Raw genomic sequence first — 21,266 nt, forward strand, 5'->3', positions numbered from 1 at the left:
ATTGTTATTAATAGGGTAGGCTTATTATTTCTATAAATATTCAACTTCTCCGAAGTTGTTTTATTATCTCCAGCGGAGATAAATATTTGTAGATAAGTGCAATGTAAATAACCAATCAACCTCAGCGAGGTTGGATATATATTTAATCGGTTATTAATGATAAACATTTAATAAATGAGCACTTCTTAAGTGTAAAACGCCTTAAATCACGTCTGGTTTGCATTATCAATTGAGCTGCAATTGGTGGCCTTAAAGCTTGTGTGAATAAGCTTATTGCATTTTAGCACTGCATCTTGATTTCAAAAAAGGCTGTCTGGATTATACCAAACAGCCTTGTCATATTTTAAAAGTCAATGTTTAATAGTGTCCCAATAATTTGGCTACTTTATCCACTTCTTTGCTCTTGTTTGGGTCAATGGCTGTATTGCTGCTGTTCGCTTTCAACATCGCTTTTCTAAGCTCAATAAATGCTGATGAAACTTCAGACATGTTTTGCTGACTCTTGATCAGTTGTTTCTCCATATCTTTCAGCTGTGCGGTCTGTTTATCCACTTGTTTTTGCAGCTCAATACGCTGCAGGCCACTTGTGCTGGCCTTTTCCTGCGATGTTTTTAGCTCATCCTGCAACATCTTATTGCGCTGCTTTGCCAGTTGAAGCGAATAATTTAAACTGGCTGTATCTCTTTTCAGTGTGTTAACCGCTTTAATGGTTTTATCCAGCTCTTCATTGGCCATGTAGGAGTCCGCTTCTTTTGCTTTAAATTTGCTGACTGTTTCGCTCAGTTTCTGGTTGAGCTGTTCACTCTCATCTTTCAATTGGGTAACCATAATCATCAAATCCGAAATCTCATCCGTCTTCAATGCGTTGCTTTTGCCAAAATCATTTTTCATACTTTCGTAATCGGCTATGGCATTTTCCAGGTTTACCTTCAATTGTTTGCTTTCAGCTGATTTCTTGTCTAAATCATCGGCAATCTGATTTTTCTCAAGTAGCAGTGCTTCGTACTTTTTCTTCGAAACAACACAACTGCTCAATGATAGAACAAGTGCTGTCAATAGAAGTGTTATTCTGGTCATAGGTATTAATTTTTCGAATTATTGGACCTTAAATATAACCTAAATGTAACCAATATGCGATTAAATAAAGTTAAACTGCATTTGATTATTATCAATAAGGGGTAAGCATACGGCTTTAATTATCTTGTTTAGGTTTAAAATATTTCTGAATCAGAGGATTGGTCCGAAGTTAATTATTAGCCTGTTCAAGTAAGCAAAAATTATAGTATCTTGACGTTTCATTTTTAATAGAATACCACCTTAAAACATACAGATATGTGTATTAAATATTTCAAGTTGAGTTGTTTGTTCTTGTTTTTACTGACAGGTTTATTCGAACTGACTGCTCAAAATATCGAGATAAAAGGACGCGTTGTAGATGCAGAAACAAATAAGCCGGTTGAGTTTGCCAATATTGGAGTGGTTGGCACCTACATGGGAACAGCCTCGGATTTTGATGGCTATTATGAGCTTGTTGTTGGAGAGAGTTTTGTTAATTATAAAGTGCAGATATCTGCGGTAGGCTACAAGGTTAAAGAATTTACAGTAGATGAATTGCATATTTTGAGTGGCGAAAATATCAAGTTGTTTTCTCAGACCTATGGTATCCAGCAGGTGGATGTAAAAGCAGATTCGAAACGCCTGTATGGTATACTTAAAACCGCTTCAAATATTATCGAAGATTCCTATGAAGATGCGTATGCGGCTAATGTGTATTGGCGCCAAAAGTTGAATCAGCAGACAACAGAAGCTGTTGTCAATTATTCGGACAGTAAGGGGTATGGAAACCGGTTATTGGCATCGACTTATGAAGCGCGCAACTATGGTGTGAATGAGGTGCGGCGTGATTTTGAGGTGTCACCTATCAAGAAGGGGATGCTTTTTATCAATGATGTGTTGGCGTTCGATATAGTTCGCCAGAGAGGCAATGTGCTGGACATTGATTTTGTTGATGAATACGCGCTTGAGCTGGCCGAGGAAACGGTTGTTAATGGCGACTCGGTATGGGTGATTAATTATCAACTCGAAGATCCGGATCTGGCCAAAACAGGTGATGCCTATTGTGAAGACTATAAGGGTACTATTATCATTCGTCAGAAAGATTATTCTGTGGTAAGAAACGAACTGAATTTTACAACAAAAGGTTTCTTTCATGCTGGTCGTGATGCCTTTCGTGAGAACAATACTGCACCTGTTTATAGCGGTAAAGTAATTGTTGATTACCGAATGACTGGAAGTAAGAAGTATGCTGCCAGTAAGATAAGCTATAGCGGAAAAAGTGATGAGCTTAATCTGGATGCAGAATGGATTGTATATGACTACCAGTCTTATAAAGATGCGAATGCTAAAACGTTTTATACAGAGAAGACAGAGAATAAAGATTTTTGGAGTCGCTTTACATTGCCGGAATAGGCAGGCAACTATAACATAAAATAAAGCCGGAGCTACAGAAGCTTCGGTTTTTTTGTGCCCAAAACTATAGTGATGTTTTGAATGCGCTTCAAAGAACAGTGTTTTATAATTATCAAAAGCCAATGAGTCAGGTTAGTAACATGCTTTTTTAATCTGACTATTATCAGTGGTGAAAATGTTGTTATTAACAAGATATAATTGGCTTGCTTCATCGATAATTATTAGTCACCATATAATTGAGTTTAAGTTGTCATGCTATCAAATATCGCTGCTCAAATAGCTGATGAAGAGATCAAAGAGCACATTTAAATATGAGTGTTATCGCATAAATAGTACCTTGCACTTCATTTTGCTGGTCTGTTATTTAGAAAAGATAAGTTTGACTTTTATAATAACCAATAACGACCTTTCTCATTTCTTATTAAATTTGTAAATCACAGAAACAATGATTATTGTTTCACATTTTATCTATAATGAAAGCTTATTTCATATTCTTATTTATAACTGTAAGGCTATGTTTACCAAGTGTTAATGCCAGCGAGCAGTATTCTATTCAATATATCGACACCAATAATGGTCTCTCACAAAATGAGGTGACATCAATTTTGCAGGATCAGCATGGTTTTATGTGGTTCGGAACCCGTGGTGGACTAAACAGGTACGATGGATATAATTTTAAGCACTACAAGCCAGATGGTAATAAGCATAATAGTCTTGTTAATCCATCCGTGGAGCGGCTTTACGCAGATGAAAAGGGTAATATATGGATTGGGACAAAATCAGGAGGCTTTTGTTGTTATGATATTTCGCAGGAGGCATTTTATACTCCAAAGATAAATGAGCAAACACCAAATCGTATTGTCACCTTTCTGTCAGAGGCATCATCTTTATGGATTGGTGGCTGGACTGGTGGATTATGGGAGTATGTTCATCCGGAAGACTCCATAAGACATTTACTGGGGAATGCCCGTGTCAATACTTTGGCTCAGACGCCTGATGGAACTATTTGGTGTGGTACAAATGATGGATTAAGATATGGTAAAACAGGCCAGGAGTTCCAAACACACAGGATTAATCTGGGTTATCAGGAAATAACGGAATTATTAATTGATAGCAATGATGAACCGTACCTGTGGATAGTAGGTTGGGATATGCATCTGATTCGTTTCAATTATAAAGAGCTGACCTATGAGCAGTATAAATTACCTTGGGAAAAAGATAACCTGTCGCCCAAAGCATATTCTCTATTGCAGGATAAAAATGGTGACATATGGGTAGGAACCTGGGGCGATGGCCTTTACAAGTTTAATACTAAGGACTGTACTTTTAATCAGATAGATATTAAACCCAAAAACGTAGTTGGAACTTCTATTGATTATGATGTAATACTGGATATTTTTGAAGATAGAGAAGGTGACATCTGGATTGGTACTGATGGTGGTGGTATAGTACGCCTTTCTGAGCAGACACGATTTAAAACCATTGGTAGTCAAATAGCCAGGTATGATTATGAGCATCATGTCAATGCCGTAATGGTAGATAAGCAACAGCGCACATGGATTGGTACAAAAGGGAGTGGTGTTTATCTTTTAGATAAGGGAAACCGGGTTAGGAAACTGGATTTTCTGCCCGCCGACCAATTGTACCAGAAGCAAGGTTTGGTTGCCAAACGTATATACCAGGATCATAACGAAACAATCTGGATAAGTTTTAATGAAGGATTATATGTGGTTAACGAATCCGCTAATGGCGACCTTGTATTGGTCAATTCGGCTCTGGTTTTTAAAAGTCCGCAGCTACGACAGATTAAGAAGGCACATGATATTTTATTGAAGGGTAATGATTTATGGGTGGCCACACAACAGAATGGCTTGTATTACTATCGAAATGTAGCTGGTACCTATCAGTTAGTCAGACAGTTCATGGCATCTGCTGAAGCTGGTCAACTACCTGTTAACCGAATTACCTCTTTGCTAATGGATAACAACAGTCGTTTGTGGGTTGGTACCTATAAGGGTTTGTTTCAATATCAATCGGCTGATTCTACTTTTACTCCTGTACAACAGTTAATAACCAATGACAGGAATCCGCTTTGTGATATTATTCTAACGGCATATATCGACAATAATAATCTTTGGTTTGGTACACCCTGCAGTCTTAATAAGCTTGCTATACGTGAAGATGAACAATATGAGCTGACTGACTATACGAGTGCCAATGGCTTAACAGATGATTATATCAATGGCGTACTGGTAGATGAAAATGAGCATGTTTGGGTAAGCACCAATGCTGGTATTTCAATGCTGGATACTAAAGCGCAGATGTTCCGAAATTATGATGTCAGTGATGGTATTGGTGGGTCTAATTTCTCGGAATCGGCTTGCTTTAGGGCCGATGATGGCACTTTATATTTCGGAGGATTTTCTGATCTAACATTCTTTCATCCTGATGATATACAGGAAAATACAACAACGCCACCTGTGGTTGTTACGGCTTTCAAAATTCTTAACCAGGAAGTGCCGGTAAAGGAGGATGGATTGTTAAGTACCTCCATTAACGAAACAAAAAAACTTGTGTTAACGCATAGAGAATCGGAGTTTTCATTTGAAATTGCATCGCTTGATTTTAAGGCTCCTCAACGTAATCAGTATGGTTATTGGTTGGAAGGAAGTGGCGAGAAACGTGTTAATATCGGAACACGTCGTCATATATCATTCAGTAATTTAAAGCCGGGTGACTATACTTTGCACCTGATGGGCACCAACAGTAATGGCGTTTGGAGTCAGAATGTCAGGACCCTGGACATTGAAGTATTGCCGGCTCCATGGAGGTCGTGGTATGCGGTCATTATATATGTAGCAATAGTGCTATTGGTAGTGGCTTTTATAACCATGATTACCCGCAAGCAGGAGCGACTGGTAAACGCCGCTGAAATGGAAAAGGTACTCAGGGAGCAGGAGCATCAGATGAATGAATACAAGCTCAGGTTTTTTACAAATATCTCCCATGAAATTCGAACACCATTAACCTTGATACTAGCACCGGTTAATGAGTTGCTAAGGAAAGATATGTCAGCACTTAGTCCTGCCTTTATTGCCCGTAAGATGCAAGTGGTTCATCAGCATACCAGCCGCTTATACAGCCTGGTTAATCAGCTTCTGGAATTCCGGAAAATGGAAGCGGGCAAGGTGAAATTACAGGCTTCGGAGCAAGATGTGGTGCGCTTCATATCCGAAATTTGTAAGGGCTTTGATGAGTTGGCAGCAACAAAGAAGATTAGCTTTAAAAAGAAGCTTCAGGCTAAGTCAAAACTGATTTTCTTTGATAATGAACGTTTAGGTGTGGTAATTAGTAATTTACTGTCTAATGCTTTTAAGTTTGTTGGCGAGCCTGGTTGGGTTACTGTTGAATTAAATGATGCATCCGATAATATCCTCATAAAGATTACTAATAATGGGAAAGGAATTCCGGCAGATGAGCTGGATCTGCTCTTCGAGCGCTTTTATCAGGCGTCTGGTAAACACTCGCTCGGAAGCTCAGGTATTGGCCTTGCTTTGGTGAAAAGCTATGTTGAGTTGCATCATGGTACTATCTCGGTTGAAAGTCAGCCGGGTGAATCAACCACCTTTACCATTAGCTTACCAACGGGGCAGAAGCATCTTTCTGCGGATGAGATTCGACAAGTTGAGAGTGGTATAGGCAGTGTCATTGCCACGGTTGAGCCGGAATCACTGCCTCGCACCAAATCGATTAATAAAGGAGCTAAAGGAGCCAAAGTGCTGTTAGTTGAGGACAATGAGGAGGTGCGTAACTATATGGCCGATCTTTTATCGGATGATTTCGAAGTGCTGGAGGCATCCGATGGTATTGATGGCTATGACATGTTGATAGAGCATCAGCCACAAATTGTTATTTCTGATGTGATGATGCCACGAATGGATGGTTTTGAGCTTTGCCAGAAGATTAAATCAAATGATTTGGTAGCTCATATTCCGGTGGTGCTATTAACAGCCAAAGGTACCCCACAAGATCAGCTGTTTGGCACCAGGAAAGGAGCTGATGCTTACCTCACCAAACCATTTGATCCGGAACTCCTGATAGAAAAAGTGAAGCAGCTGATTGCCTCCCGAAAGCTATTATCAGATAAATATGCTCAAAAAGTAAGACTGGAGCCAACCGATGCCGAAATTAAATCGGAAGAGGGCAAATTATTGGAGCAGGCTATAAAGGTGATTGAGAAGCATATGGGTGACACCAGTTTTGATCCTGAGAAACTGGCATCTGAACTGGCAATGAGCACGTCTACCTTTTATCGAAAAATAAAGAAACTGACCCAGCAACCGCCTGGAGAGTTTATTAAATCTATCAGATTGAAACGTGCAGCTCAACTTCTGAAGGAAACAGAACTGACTGTTTCAGAAATTATTGAGCATGTTGGCTATCAGGATATCAAGAATTTCAGAAAGAACTTTAAGCAGGTCTATGATTTAACCCCATCTGACTATCGAAAGCAACATGGCGACTTATAAGAGCAGTTGCCATGTTCATCTCTAATAAGAGCAATTCTCACTCTTCTGCATATAATTTTTGAGGTGCAATTGACGCCTGTCATAGGCATTTTTCTTTCACCATTTCACATCATTGAGGGGGTGTATACGCCATTGTGTATTGGCATGCTAATAAATGTTTAAATGTGTTAATATCTTGATAGCGAGTGAGTATTCTTGTTTACTTGGAATTATGGCCCCCTCATTTTGACATTTAAACTTGTTCGTTTTTGACACTATTTACCTTATTGAATGACGCCTTGTTCTTATGCCTTTATTCGTTATTTTCTGAATTTGCACATCGTAAAATTCCAATTCTTCAAGGAGTACTCTATCGCGAAAAATTAAATGGTGTAACAAAAATGAAATCTAACGAACTGGAAAGTCAAATTAAAAGTGTAAAGAAAACAAAGGTGCTGCTCTATTTGATACTGGCATTAGTGGTGGCACTTATACTCATTGTTTTTGTTGTGTAAATGCAACTATGAAAGAATACCAGAAGATTCTGATGTTTTTTCAGCATTTTCTGTGACGAGGTTGTGAATCGTCAAAAAATAAGTTAACTAACGTTTAATAATTATACATCAAGTTTATGAAAAAGAGGCATGTTAGGCTAAACCGATTACTACTGCTTGTAGGGTTAATCCTCACCTGTGGCTTATCAGCTATTGCACAGGACAGGTTTGTATCGGGTGTAGTAAATGATAGTAAAGGACAACCAATACCGGGTGTTTCGGTGGTGGAGAAAGGTACTACCAATGGCACAATCACAGATATGAATGGTAACTATAGCTTCTCGGTAAGTAGTGATGAAGCAATCATTACCTTCTCGTTTATTGGTCTTAAAAGCCAGGAGGTAGCAGTGGGAGCTCAGGCCACTATTAATGTAACCATGGAAGACGAAATGGTGGGTGTGGATGAAGTAGTGGTAGTAGGTTATGGTACGCAAAAGAAGGTTAATCTGACGGGCGCAGTGAGTACCCTTAAGATGGAAGAAGCCGTTAACCAGCCTGTAACTAACAGCTCACAGTTAATGTATGGCCGTTTTACGGGCGTTCAGCTTACTCAGGGTAATGGTTTACCAGGTAATGATGGTGCATCTATTCAAATACGTGGGGTTGGTTCATTTGGCAATACAACACCGTTAGTGGTCATTGACGGAATGCTCTATTCTTCACTTACCGAGTTTAATAACCTGGCCCCATCCGATATCGAATCTATTTCGGTTTTAAAGGATGCATCAGCCAGTGCTATTTATGGTGCACGTGGTGCCAACGGAGTAATTATTGTAACTACCAAAGGCGGTAAAGAAGGCGATGTAAAAGTGGAGTATAACAACTACTTTGGTTTGCAGGAGGCTACTGTTATGCCCGAATACCTTGATGCAGTTCAGTATGCAGAATTGATTAACGAAAAGTTTGCCAATGAAGGCGAAGTGGCACGTTATACACCAGAGCAACTTGAGTTGATTAAAAATGGTAACGCGCCTGAGCAGTTTGCACAAACCAATTGGGCCGATCATGTGTTGGAGAAAGCCCCAATACAAAATCACTACCTGTCATTATCGGGGGGTAACAAAAAAACTAATTTTCGTTTGTCTTTAGGTTACCTTGATCAGGATGCCATCCTGGTTGGTAAGTACAAATCACAACGCTATAATTTCCGCTTGAACCTTAGCAGTAAGGTGAAAGACTGGATGACAGTCAGCAATAACTTTAATGGCTATTGGAGAGCCTTCAACGGACCTAAAGGGGGAGCCGATGCTGTGAATGAAATTATGTACCAGTTCTCGCGCAATGCACCAACTATACCGGTTTATTTGCCCAATGGTGAATATGGACATGTTGACGGTGCTTTTTATAATGACAACGCATCTTTTATGACCAAGAATGCGGTTCGTGAATTAAGCTTTGGTAATTATGAGCAAGATCAGTACACCATTAATGATCGTCTGGCGGTGAATATAACACCTTTAAAAGGCCTGTCAATTGAGTCAAGCGGAACGGTCAATTTAAGATTCACCAATACATCAGATTTTGCTCCGCGCTGGGAGATGCGCGACTGGAACGGCGACCTGGTTAACTTCAATGAGTTTAACTCACTGAAAAATAGCGCGGCTTTCTATTACAAGCTAATGAATGAGAACGTGGCTAAATACACCCGTGATTTGGGTGAACATACCATTACGGCCATGCTGGGTACATCGGTTATCTATGAAACAAGTGATGGTTTTAATGCTTCACTCTCTAACTTCCCGTCTGATGAACTGGAAGAGCTTAGCGCTGGTGGCGTATTGGATCCGGCAGTAGGAGGAAGTAAATGGGAGGAAACCTGGTTCTCGGTATTCGGACGAATCAACTACAGTTACAAAGATCGTTACCTGTTAGAGGCTAATTTAAGACGTGATGGTTCAAGCCGTTTCGGACCAACCTATAAATATGGTGTCTTCCCATCATTTTCAGGAGGATGGCGCATCAGCGAAGAAGCATTTATGGATGATTTAACTAATGTGTTCTCCAATCTGAAATTGCGTGGTAGCTGGGGTATAAGTGGTAACGACCGTCCGGTTAGTCCATATTCATACAGCCAGGCGTACAACTCTGGTCTCGACTATGTATTGGGTGTTGAAGAAACACCTGTCGGAGGTGTGGCTGTTACAACATTAGCCAATCCAGATTTGAGATGGGAAGAAACAACACAATTCGATATTGGATTGGATGCCGGATTCTTAAATAACCGTTTGCAGGTAGTTGCTGACTATTTTGAAAGAAACAGTACCGATGTATTATACAGTGGTTTCCCTATTCCATCAACACTTGGCGTTTCACAACTTCCGGCTCAGAATGTGGGAGATATCATTAATAAAGGATGGGAACTTGGGATTAACTATTTCCAGAAGGTAGGTGATTTTGAATTTTCACTAGGCGGTAACGTTACCAATATGTTTCTGAATGAGGTAACCAGCCTGGGTGAAGGAGGTGAAGAAACGATTACAAATTCAGATATAGTAAGAGTAGGTGAAGCATTTAAATCCTACTACGGGCTGGAGGCCATTAGTATTTTCCAGTCACCTGAGGAGGTTGCTGATGCTCCTGTTCAATTCGGAGGCACCACTACTTCACCCGGAGATATTCGTTACAAGGATCAGCTCACTGTTGACACCGATGGCGATGGGATACCTGACGCCGGTGATGGGGTCATTAACGATGATGACAGAGTAGTCATTGGTAATCCTCATCCAAAATGGATATACAGTTTTAATGGTGCGGCATCCTATAAAGGCTTTGATATGAGTTTTAACTTCCAGGGTGTAGCAGATGTGGATCGCATCATGATGGGAAATGGTCAGACACCAATGACCGACGACCGACGAAATGTACTGAGTTATTGGCAGGAGCGCTGGACTGAAGAGAACCCAAGTGCAGCCTTACCACGCTTAGGGCGCAATTTCCAGAACGACAGGGTATCAAGTTTCTATGTGGAAGATGGTTCGTACCTGAGACTGAAAAACCTGGAGTTTGGTTATACATTGCCTAAAACCATCCTGTCACAAGCGGGTATTGATAAGTTTAGGGTGTTTGTGTCGGGACAGAATCTGCTGACCTTTACTAAGATGGATAACTTCGATCCGGAAAGAAGTTCGAGCAATATCAATGCGCGTAATGTGCCGCTAACAAAGGTTTATACGGTTGGTGTTAATTTATCATTCTAATAAAAAAGCTTAGAAGAAATGAAGAAGTTTTTAATATATATCGCAGTGGCCATATTCAGCTTTGGGTGTTCAGATGACTTCCTGACGCTGCAAGACCCAACTAATATCGCGGAAGATAATTTCTGGCAGAGTGCTAATGATGCACGATTAGGAATCAATGGTATTTACACAGTACTTCAGGCCAATGGCATGTATGGCGGTCATCTGAATGGGGGGATGGGAATGCCTGCATACGACTGTTTATCAGATAATGAGTATAACGCCTGGAAATGGGAAGGTGGAGGTATTTTTGTTGTGGGTAGCATCGATCCTTCACACTGGTTCTTCAGTGGTTTATGGAGTGACCTTTATAAAGGGATTGCACGCACCAATTCAGCTATCAGGAACATTGGTTTAATGGATGAGTCTGTTATCTCTGAAGAAGATAAGAACAACTACCTGGGACAAGCTTACTTTCTAAGAGCCTTGTTTTATTACCATGTAGCCTTGTACTTCGAGGAGGCGCCGTTAATTACCGAACCACAAACACTGGAAGAGGCTTATGTAGCTAAAAATACAGAGGCCGAACTGTGGCAACAAGTGTTGGATGATTTGGAGAAAGCCATTGCTATTCTGCCATTGCCATCAGAGCAAAGTGATAAGGAATATGGGTATGCCACCAAAGGGGCTGCCTTAGGCTTACTGGCGAGAGTAGCACTTTATAAGGGGCAGCATGACGATGTGCTTGAAGCCACACAGGAATTGCTGACATTAGGCTATAGCTTGGACCCTGACTATGAGCAACTGTTTACCTATGATGGAGAAAATTCCAGTGAGATTGTTTTCCCGGTTAAGTTCCTTTATGGTGATCTTTACGACAATGGGGAGAAATTCTCAGCTACCTATCTGCCAAAACCAAAAGTAGATGTGCAGCCCATGCCAAATATGGTTAATGATTATTACTGTAATGACGGACTGCCTATTGACGATCCGGCTTCTATCTATAATCCGGCTGATCCAAAAGAGAACAGAGATCCTCGTGCTATTGCTTCAGTTTACTTTAAAGGTGACATCTTCCTGAAGGATCCGGAGAAAGTATTTGCTGGTAATACCAATACTAAGTTTGGATTGAAAAAATATGTACGTGACGATGTTGATCCTTATGAAAGAGCTGTGTTTGAGTCTGGCTCACAGGACTTCTACCTGATTCGCTATGCCGATGTGCTGCTGATGCGTGCCGAAGCACTTGTGGAATCTGGCAATGTAGGACAGGAAGTGTATGACTTAATTAATGCCGTCCGTCAACGTGTTAATATGCCGAGTGTGGAGGCTGTTGAGGGAGCTGGCTTATCGCAGGACCAATTGCGCGAGATTGTTCGTCACGAGCGTCGTGTGGAACTGGCATTCGAGGGCTTACGTTTCTATGACCTGAAGCGTTGGGGCGAAATGCAGGAAGGCTATGATCGTATTGCTGCTGACGCTATTAAAGGGTATGTGCCATTATACCAGGGTAAGAAATCCGAGGTGTTTGCTATTCCTCAGGAGGAAATTGATGTTAATAAGAACCTGGTTCAGCATCCGGCCTGGCAATAATAACTAACTATAATGAGGAGGTGCAATTGGCTAAGCATTATTGCTGTCTCCTCATTTTTTCTCTAAAACTGACAATAGAATGAAGAATATACTATACATATTGGGGATGGCCATCATGTTGATGGCCTGTGAAAAAGAAATACCTGGCTTTGACCATGAACTGCCGCCAAAAGAAGAGGTGCCCACAACAGTGACTAAAAAAGGGGTATGTTTAACCACAAATGGATTTACGTGGTCATCACGTGTTTCGGCCTTAAAAGGCCATTGGCACTATTCATGGGGACATGAGCTGAAAGATATGGAGCCTGAAAACATTGAGTTTGTACCCATGTTCTGGGGACGTCAGGTTACAGATGATAAGATTGAATACCTCAAGCAACTGAAAGCGGAAGGAAAAATCAATTACATCCTGGGATTTAATGAGCCGGATGGCGAGGAGCAGGCGAATATGACTGTTGATGAAGCCATTGCCCTATGGCCTAAACTCGAATCAATAGGCTTACCAATAGGAAGCCCGGCGCCAGTAGGTGGCACCAATGAGTGGATGGATGAGTTCATGTCACGCGCAAAGTCTGAAGGTTTGCGTATCGATTTTGTAGCCATGCATAAATACCCCGGTCCAAATCCTGAATCGTTTCTGCAAAAAGTGAAAGAGGTACATGAGGCTTATGATTTACCAGTTTGGATTACTGAATTTGCAGTAGCCGACTGGAATGCCACATCTGTTGAGGATAACCGATATACGGCAGAGCAGGCATTGGCCTTTATGAAAGCTGTATTGCCTCAGTTGGATGCACTGGATTATGTTGAGAGGTATGCATGGTTCTCAGGTCAGCCTGATAATAAGGCCTTAGCACCATCGGCTTTGTTCGATGCCGAAGATAACCTGACGCCACTGGGACAGTATTATGCCTATTATACACCAAATGAGGAAATTGGAGCAGGTGTAGAAGCGCCAATATATGACAATGTTGAAGGCAACCTGGTTGAGAATGGCAATTTTGGTAACTACCATGTGTATGGAACAACAGATAATCTGTCCGAAGCTGAGGCACTTGCCAAAAGCGTTGGTTGGTTTGGTTATCAGTTCGCCGCCGAGCCGGATGATGCTGTGGAAGGCTGGTCGTGTAAAATGTTGAATGGCTGGGGTGGAGATGCTGGTCTTAATACGAAGTTAGCTGTTACAGCCGGCAAAACACTCACGATTACCTATTCAGTGAAGTGGTTAGGTCCTGACGGTTCCATGAAAATGGTTATCAAAGATCATGATACCAATACAAAGCTGGCATTACCTGCTGAAGCGCTTCCAGTCAAGGCATCTGAAAACAATCAGTGGGAAACTGTTTCATACGAATTTACAGTGCCCGATGGTGTTTCTAATTTGCGCTTTACTTTCTGGAAAGGAAAAGGCACATCACCATGCTTAATTGACGAAGTAATAGCAAAAGAGAAATAAAGACTCTCTGAAATTGTAGCATGATACGTTTAAATTGGAGGGCAGGTAATGTGCCCTCCATCTATAATCATTTATTTACCTAAATCTTCTATTATGAAAAGAATTCTACTTCTTACAGCCATTGTTATGGCTTTTAGTTTAGTCATTGATGCTCAAACCATAGTATGGGAGGATAACTTTGATAGCTATACTGTTCCTGCAGACCTATCCGAACAAGGTTATGCAGTCTGGGAAGGTACTGCTACGGCAGCAGATGCAGCAGCTAATAACGTCACTGCAGTGTCTGGTTCTAATGTAGCTAAGTGCAGCTCTGGTTCATCTGTAAATATTTATCTAAGAAAAACAATACAGCTTGAAGGTGGTAAGCAGTATACATATTCAGCGTCAACCATGCAGGCAGATGGTAAAAAGCATATGATTCAGGTCGTTGTTGATGGAGAAACATTAAAGGTTGAAGGTTTTAATACTACTTGGGAAACCAAATCAATAACATTTACACCATCCATAACGCAAGAGGTTGTGTTAACTACTTACATGTGGTTTAGTGGTTTCACTATGTATGTTGATGATATGAAATTAGTCCAGGATACACCTACTGCCATTAGCAAAACATCCACTACTCAGCTTGTAGTATCGCCCAATCCATCAACTGGTCTTTTCAAAGTTAAAGCTGATGAGGCCATTGCAGCATACTCGGTGTACAACGCCGCCGGGCAAGTGGTTAAATCTGCAAAGGTTAATCAGGTGAAGGAATTGACAATCGATTTAACAGGCCATAACGATGGATTATATATGGTGCAGGTTGAATCAGACAAAGGTGCAAAAACAGTATCAAAGCTTTTGCTTAAATAGTAAATATGGTCGTTCGAAGCTGGCTTGCTGTGCAATCGAGCGACCTTTTATTACCAGCTTAAAAACCTGCCCGTTTTTCATTCTGGGTGAAATCAATTGTCAGGAAGTGTATTCAGAGGAAATCTCAGATTGATTGATGAAAAATAGTACTCAAGCGTTATCAAATACGGGGATTCATATTGTGAAAGTATCTGCAGGAGAAAAAGCTTTAGTGCTAAAAGTAATTGTTAAATAGAACGGAATTTATAACGTCCTAAGCTTTTTAAATTGGGGGCGGAGCTTGGAATCCGCCTTTAGTTAGTCTTTGAACAAGCATGCTCCGCTTCAGGTGGCTAATTGGTTGATAAAGTTTGAACAAAAAAGTTGTTTAAGAATTCTTTGCTGGATTCAATGATAGGTTTAAGGGAAGTATTGTCAACACAAGGGTATATCATAGAATAAAAACGTGTTGACACAAATTTGCTCCAAATTATCAAAGGGAAAGAGTAAATGTAAAAAAAAACTAAGCCTCATTAAGTATTGACCAACTAATAATGAATTTTTGAAAACAAATCTGTTATGAAAGAAATGACTCTTCTAACATTATCTCTCTTGCTTCTTTTATTGTTGGGAAGCTGTGAAAAAGAGGTAATTAAAAACGAAACAAGCCAGACTGATATTACTAATAGTCAATCCTCAAAGATTGATCCCTTAACGCCGATGGGAATGCAACCGGTGATTGTTGAAGGACCGCAAGCCTCTTCCATTTTGAAGTCATTGCCTGCCGGGAGCTGGGAGTTGGATTTCAGTGATGAATTTGAAGGCTCGACAGTTGATCCCATTAAATGGAATGTGATTGTTAGTTCAAAAAGCAGGGCTCCTCGACCGGATTTAGGAATTGATGATTGGTGGTGGACTGCCGAAAATGTATGGCAGGAAAATGGCGATTTGGTATTGCGTGTGACCAAAGAAGATTACAATACCATGCATTGTGGTTCTGTTAACTCAAACAATCTCTATGAGACCCAATATGGTTACTTTGAGGCGCGTATGAAAATTGCAGATGCGTCCAAAGGAACCCACACTGCCTTTTGGTTTCAGGGTGACAATCAAGGAAATGTAGATGGCACTGCCAATGATGGTGCTGAAATAGATGTGTTTGAATCTGCCTGGATGGAGGATTATACAAAATCGGTGATCCATATTGATGGATATGGAGCCGACCATAAGGCCAACACGATAAAATATACAACCCCCAATATTCATGATGGTAATTATCATACCTGGGGTTTTCACTGGACCGAAAGTTTCATGGATATATACTATGATGGGGTTTTCAAAGTGAGGTATAGCGATCCGGCATGGATTGTACATTCACCTGAATTCCTTTGGTTATCTGATGGGGCCAGCTTTGGGTATGCAGGTGATAACTTTACTCGTGAACCAGTTGGTACTTTGACCCATGCCTATGTTGATTATGTGCGGGTGTGGAAGCAAGTATCTTCTCCAAATGTAATTGAAGCAGAATGTGAAAACCAATCCTGCTTTTCACCTACAGGAGACGACATTCAAACTAAAAGCCATGCCTCTGCCAGTAATGGACAACATCTTAAACTAATGGCTGATGTAGTGAATGACAGAATACGATTCGACAATATCTATGTAAGTGAAGCTGGTAATTACGCAGTCAATCTATCCGGACTGACATGGAATAGTTTTGGTAAATACAAGTGTTCCATCTCCAACAATGGGAGCTGGCATTACTTTACATCAGAATTGGATTTGTATGGAACTTCCACTAGCGTGAAAGAACTGACTTTTGGAACAGTTTATCTGGAGGCCGGAAATCACAGTATCACTTTTACATGTTCGGGAAAAAACAATAAAAGCAGCGGATATGTAGGGTCTTTTGATAAAATCACATTAACTCCTCAATAGTAAAATACTTAATAGTTTAAATGTTGGTGCGATAGGAGATGGGACTTTTGATAATAAATAGCTGGCAAGGGAATCAATATGAAATCCTTTGCCAGCATATCACCCTTTAAGGAATTATTGGCTCCAAAAGTCTTCCTGTATTGAGAAAGATAAACAAGGAAGAAATCAGAAAATTGAACGAGCGGATTTGCGTGATGGTGGCTTTAAATAAAGATATGAATTTGAATAGGATGAGAACTGTTTTGTTTTGGGGAATTGTATTAACCATTTCTTTTTTAGGAAATGGGCGGCTAAACGCTCAGTTCATTGATGCAGCCACGGCGGAAGGTGTGCAGCCAAATCTGGTAACTCCTACCGGGGATACCTGGACTTTAGATTTCAGTGATGAGTTTGAAGGAATAAATGTGGATCCATTTAAATGGAATGTGATTGTGAGTCCTAAAACCAGAGCTCCCCGGCCCGATTTAGGAATCGCTGACTGGTGGTGGACAGCTGAAAATGTATGGCAGGAGAATGGCAATTTAGTATTGCGTGTGACTAAAGAAGATTACAATACCATGCATTGTGGTTCAGTCAATTCAAACAATCTCTATGAGACCCAATATGGTTACTTTGAGGCACGCATGAAAATTGCAGATGCCTCCAAAGGAACCCACACTGCCTTTTGGTTTCAGGGCGACAATCAAAGCAATGTGGATGGCACTGCCAATGATGGTGCTGAAATTGATGTGTTTGAATCGGCCTGGATGGAGGATTATACAAAATCAGTCATTCACATTGACGGTTATGGTGCAAATCACAGGGCTAACACCATAAAGTATTCAACCCCCAATATCCACGATGGAAACTATCATACCTGGGGCTTTCACTGGACCGAAAGTTTCATGGATATCTACTATGATGGAGTGTTCAAGGTAAGGTATAGCCATCCTGATTGGATTGTAAAGTCTCCGGAATTTCTTTGGTTATCTGATGGGGCCAGCTTTGGTTATGCCGGCGATAACTTTACAAGAGAGCCTTTAGGCACATTGACCCATGCCTATGTAGATTATGTAAGGGTATGGAAACATGTTTCGGATGATGAAATGACCGAATATGAATGTGAATCTCTGACCCCATCTTCCCCCACAGGAAATGAAATTCAGATCAAAAGCAGTCCTCTGGCAAGCGCCGGACAACATGTTAAGTTTATCAGTAATAACACAAATAGTGAAATAATATTTGAAGTTCCAATTGGTCTGGATGGTGATCACACCATCACACTTCAATCATTGACCTGGTCAGCATTTGGACAATATAATTGTGCAGTGGAAACATCACCAGGAAACTGGCAGGAAATGTCTAATTCAATCGATTTATACAATAACCAATCTACTTTGGTAAGCCAATCTTTTGAAGAAATTCATCTTGATGCGGGAACGTATCGCGTAAAATTTACTTGCGTGGGTAAAAACGCAAGTTCTACAGGCTATGTAGGCTCCTTTGATAAGTTAATCGTGAATAGTCGTAATACCTTGAGTACATCTGTGGAAGAGCATGAGCCGGCGCAAGAAATAAAGGTCTATCCCAATCCGGTGCACGATGTACTATACATCTCAGGACTCGAAGCACCGACTGCGGTGTTGGTATATAATACTCAGGGAGTCATGGTGATGCAAGCAACAGTATTTGGTAAAATCGGAGTGAGTCACCTGAAAGGGGGATTTTATATGGCAAAAATAGGAAATGAAATTGTCAGGTTCAGGAAACGGTAAGAAGAATTGAATGGGCAATAGTATATACAACAAGAATGATTAGATGACGATGAGAAATTTGAATATGAAAACAGGATTAACCCTATTTGCATTGATCTCATTAATTATCTCCGGGTGTCAGCCTCAAAAGAGCAGCATTAAACCAGGAGAGGTATGGGAAGATGATAATGGTCTTTTTATCAATGCACACGGTGGAGGGGTTCTATACCATGATGGTACCTATTATTTGTACGGAGAGATGAAAGAAGGTGAGACGTATTTACCCGAGTGTAATAAAAGCTGGGGAGGTACAAGGGTAGATGTAACCGGTGTTTCCTGTTACTCTTCAAACGATTTGTTTAACTGGAAATATGAAGGTGTTGTGTTACCGGCTGTGGAAGATGATCCCTCACATGACTTATACAAAGGTAACGTGCTGGAGAGGCCAAAAGTGATATATAATGCCAAAACCAACAAGTTTGTCATGTGGATGCATGTGGATAGCAAGGACTATTCAAAGGCGGCTGCAGGTGTAGCGGTGAGTAACTTCCCAACCGGTCCTTTCGAATACATCGAAAGCTTCCGACCCAATGCCGGAGTATGGCCGGTTAATGCAGCGGAAGCAGATACCACAGAAGGTATTTTAGCCCGTGATTTTGAAGGAGGCCAAATGGCCAGGGATATGACCATTTTTGTGGATGATGATGAAAAAGCCTATCAGTTTTATTCCTCTGAGAACAATGCTACCATGCATATCTCTGAACTTACCGATGATTACTTGCGACCAACAGGAAAATATAAGCGTGTCTTTCCGGGCCGAAAAATGGAAGCTCCGGCGGTATTTAAGAAAGAAGGCAGGTACTATTTTATTGCATCAGGTTGTACCGCCTGGGAACCCAACCCCGCCCGATCGGCTGTGGCAGAGTCCATCTGGGGACCATGGGAAGAACTGGGTAATCCCTGTATTGGAGAGGGAGCCGAAAAAACATTCACCTCCCAAAGTACTTATGTGCTTCCTGTTCAGGGAAAATCAGATGCCTTTATTTTTATGGCTGACAGGTGGAATAAGGATGATCTGCCGGATTCAAGATATATCTGGCTTCCCATCAAATTTGATGAGAGCGGAAAGATTGTTCTCGAATGGCATGATGAGTGGGATCTTTCAGTATTCGATAAATAATTTTAATTGGTAATTATCATCCATTTATGAAAGCTATCATTAAAAACAATTTTTACATGGGATTAGATTTGCTTTGTGGCAAGCAGTTTTGCCGCAGGCCCACGAACAAACCTTTTATTACCAGCGTAAACACCTGCCCGTTTTTCATTCTTAATAAACTCTTATACATGAAACGAATCCTCTCAGCATTAGCCCTTATTTTAACAGTGTGGTCTGTCTCGGCCGAACGCTATTACGTGAACCCTGTTACGGGCAATGATGCCAATACGGGCACCAGTAAAACAGTTCCCTTTCAAACGCTGGATAAAATCAATTCATTGAAGCTGCACCCCGGTGATGAGGTGCTGTTGGCGATGGGTCACACCCATAAGGGGTGCATGCTGTTGAAGAATCTATCGGGTTCTGCAGGCAAGCCTATTGTGATTGCTAGCTATCAGGAGGATGAAAAGACGGCTAAGGCAACAAAGCCGATTATTGATGCAAAAGGTTTTCTGAATGGTGTATTACTTGAGAATTGCAGTTTCGTGACGATTAGTGGTATTGAAATTAGCGCTGATGGAGGTGCTATGCATCCTGGTGATAAGTCGTCAAAGATGATGCGTTGCGGGGTGTTGGTGCAGGCAACAGAACCTGGTGAATACAGCAGCATAGCACTGAATGATTTAACAATACGCGATGTCTTTTTTGAGGAAAAGGGCTTTGTGAGGGGTGCCGATGAAGTCAGAACGGCCAATGGAAAACAAAATTATGGATGGGGCATTCGATTCATTAATGCCCGTGAGGATGCTCGTCTGCAGGATTTGACGGTTAAAGGGTGCCAGGTTGAAAATGTGGCGCATACCGGTTTAAAGTTCACAGGAAATAATAAGAATATCCGAAACATTCGTGTGATGGATAACACGGTGAAAAGGACCGGTGGGCCGGGTATACAAATGTCGGGTGTTCATCAGGGACATGTAAAAGGCAATGAGGTTAGTTACTCGGGAAGTAACAATGATTCGCGCAAATGGGGACGAGGCAGTGGGCTTTGGACATGGGGCAGTTCCGATATCATCATTGAGCACAACACATTTAAGTATGCTAACGGGCCGGGTGATTCAGCCGGATGTCACATTGATTATAACTGTAACAATGTGATTGTTCAGTATAACCTGAGCGCTAACAATGCCGGTGGTTTTTGCGAAATATTGGGTAACAATTTCAATTGTGCCTATCGCTATAATGTCAGCATTAACGATGGCCATCGTGTTAAAGGGGAAGATGGTGCCTTTCAGGAAGGAAAGATTTTCTGGTTGAGTGGCTACCAGGGGAAAAAGGACCGTAGTGGTCCCTTTAACAGCTATTTCTACAACAATACCATCTACGTCAAAAAGGGGATGGTGGCCAAAATTGCAGTTGATAAGGCTTCGGCAGGAGTGCTCATAGCCAATAACATTTTTTATATAGAAGGAGAGAGTAAAGCCGTTTTGGGCGATCAGTATAACCCTGAGAAAGCCGGCGAATCTAAAGTGCACAACATTGTGTTTACCAATAACCTGTACCTGAAAAAAGGCAATTGGCCGCATGATGTGTTGATTCAGGATGATAGTCCGCTGTATGGGAATCCAGCGTTTGTCAATGCAGGAGGACAGCAATTGAAGGATTATCTGCCAACGAACATCAAACTGGTAAAGAACCAAGGCATCAATATTACTCCTTTGCCCAACGATAGTATTGGACTTTTCATCGGCTTAAAGCTTGAAACCGATATACTGGGGAATAAGCTTGAGGGTTTGCCCGACTTGGGTGCTTTTGAAACTAAATAGCTAAAAACAGGCTGTTGAAAAAA

The 21,266-nt window shown here is 41.1% G+C and carries 12 protein-coding genes; 11 read left to right on the plus strand and 1 reads right to left on the minus strand.

All coding sequences use genetic code 11. From position 1 onward, the window contains the following. Nucleotides 1-357 precede the first annotated feature (357 nt). Nucleotides 358-1,077, minus strand: coding sequence for a hypothetical protein (locus KDU71_RS21275; protein WP_212193141.1), 720 nt, complete (start codon nucleotides 1,075-1,077; stop codon nucleotides 358-360). 255 nt (nucleotides 1,078-1,332) lie between these two features. Between KDU71_RS21275 and KDU71_RS21280 the strand changes: the two genes are divergently transcribed. The 11 genes from KDU71_RS21280 to KDU71_RS21330 all read left to right on the plus strand — a co-directional run bounded on the left by KDU71_RS21280 (nucleotide 1,333) and on the right by KDU71_RS21330 (nucleotide 21,243). Next, nucleotides 1,333-2,469, plus strand: a complete 1,137-nt coding sequence (locus tag KDU71_RS21280) for a carboxypeptidase-like regulatory domain-containing protein (RefSeq protein ID WP_212193142.1) — start codon at nucleotides 1,333-1,335, stop codon at nucleotides 2,467-2,469. A gap of 473 nt (nucleotides 2,470-2,942) precedes the next feature. Beyond that, entirely contained in the window at nucleotides 2,943-6,998 is a 4,056-nt protein-coding gene (locus KDU71_RS21285; protein ID WP_212193143.1) for a hybrid sensor histidine kinase/response regulator transcription factor, read from the plus strand. Nucleotides 6,999-7,246: 248 nt separating this feature from the next. Then, entirely contained in the window at nucleotides 7,247-7,492 is a 246-nt protein-coding gene (locus KDU71_RS21290) for a hypothetical protein (RefSeq protein ID WP_212193144.1), read from the plus strand. Nucleotides 7,493-7,608: 116 nt separating this feature from the next. Further along, nucleotides 7,609-10,728, plus strand: a complete 3,120-nt coding sequence (locus KDU71_RS21295) for a SusC/RagA family TonB-linked outer membrane protein (protein WP_212193145.1) — start codon at nucleotides 7,609-7,611, stop codon at nucleotides 10,726-10,728. 18 nt (nucleotides 10,729-10,746) lie between these two features. Next, entirely contained in the window at nucleotides 10,747-12,300 is a 1,554-nt protein-coding gene (locus tag KDU71_RS21300) for a RagB/SusD family nutrient uptake outer membrane protein (RefSeq protein ID WP_212193146.1), read from the plus strand. A 79-nt stretch (nucleotides 12,301-12,379) separates the two neighbouring features. Beyond that, a complete protein-coding gene (locus tag KDU71_RS21305; RefSeq protein ID WP_212193147.1) occupies nucleotides 12,380-13,756 on the plus strand; it encodes a glycosyl hydrolase in 1,377 nt (458 codons plus the stop codon). 93 nt (nucleotides 13,757-13,849) lie between these two features. After that, nucleotides 13,850-14,608: a T9SS type A sorting domain-containing protein gene (locus KDU71_RS21310; protein WP_212193148.1), complete on the plus strand. Its 759-nt coding sequence runs from the start codon at nucleotides 13,850-13,852 to the stop codon at nucleotides 14,606-14,608. Between the two features lie 558 nt (nucleotides 14,609-15,166). Then, a complete protein-coding gene (locus KDU71_RS21315) occupies nucleotides 15,167-16,525 on the plus strand; it encodes a glycoside hydrolase family 16 protein (protein WP_212193149.1) in 1,359 nt (452 codons plus the stop codon). A gap of 140 nt (nucleotides 16,526-16,665) precedes the next feature. Further along, the gene (locus tag KDU71_RS21320) at nucleotides 16,666-18,279 is read left to right on the plus strand and encodes a family 16 glycosylhydrolase (RefSeq protein ID WP_212193150.1); all 1,614 of its coding nucleotides are present in this window, start codon (nucleotides 16,666-16,668) and stop codon (nucleotides 18,277-18,279) included. A 64-nt stretch (nucleotides 18,280-18,343) separates the two neighbouring features. Next, nucleotides 18,344-19,438, plus strand: a complete 1,095-nt coding sequence (locus tag KDU71_RS21325; protein ID WP_244828638.1) for a glycoside hydrolase family 43 protein — start codon at nucleotides 18,344-18,346, stop codon at nucleotides 19,436-19,438. Nucleotides 19,439-19,605: 167 nt separating this feature from the next. Then, nucleotides 19,606-21,243, plus strand: coding sequence for a right-handed parallel beta-helix repeat-containing protein (locus KDU71_RS21330; protein ID WP_212193152.1), 1,638 nt, complete (start codon nucleotides 19,606-19,608; stop codon nucleotides 21,241-21,243). The last annotated feature ends 23 nt before the right edge of the window (nucleotides 21,244-21,266 follow it).

The sequence above is a fragment of the Carboxylicivirga sediminis genome, from assembly GCF_018156225.1.
Taxonomy (GTDB): domain Bacteria; phylum Bacteroidota; class Bacteroidia; order Bacteroidales; family Marinilabiliaceae; genus Carboxylicivirga; species Carboxylicivirga sediminis.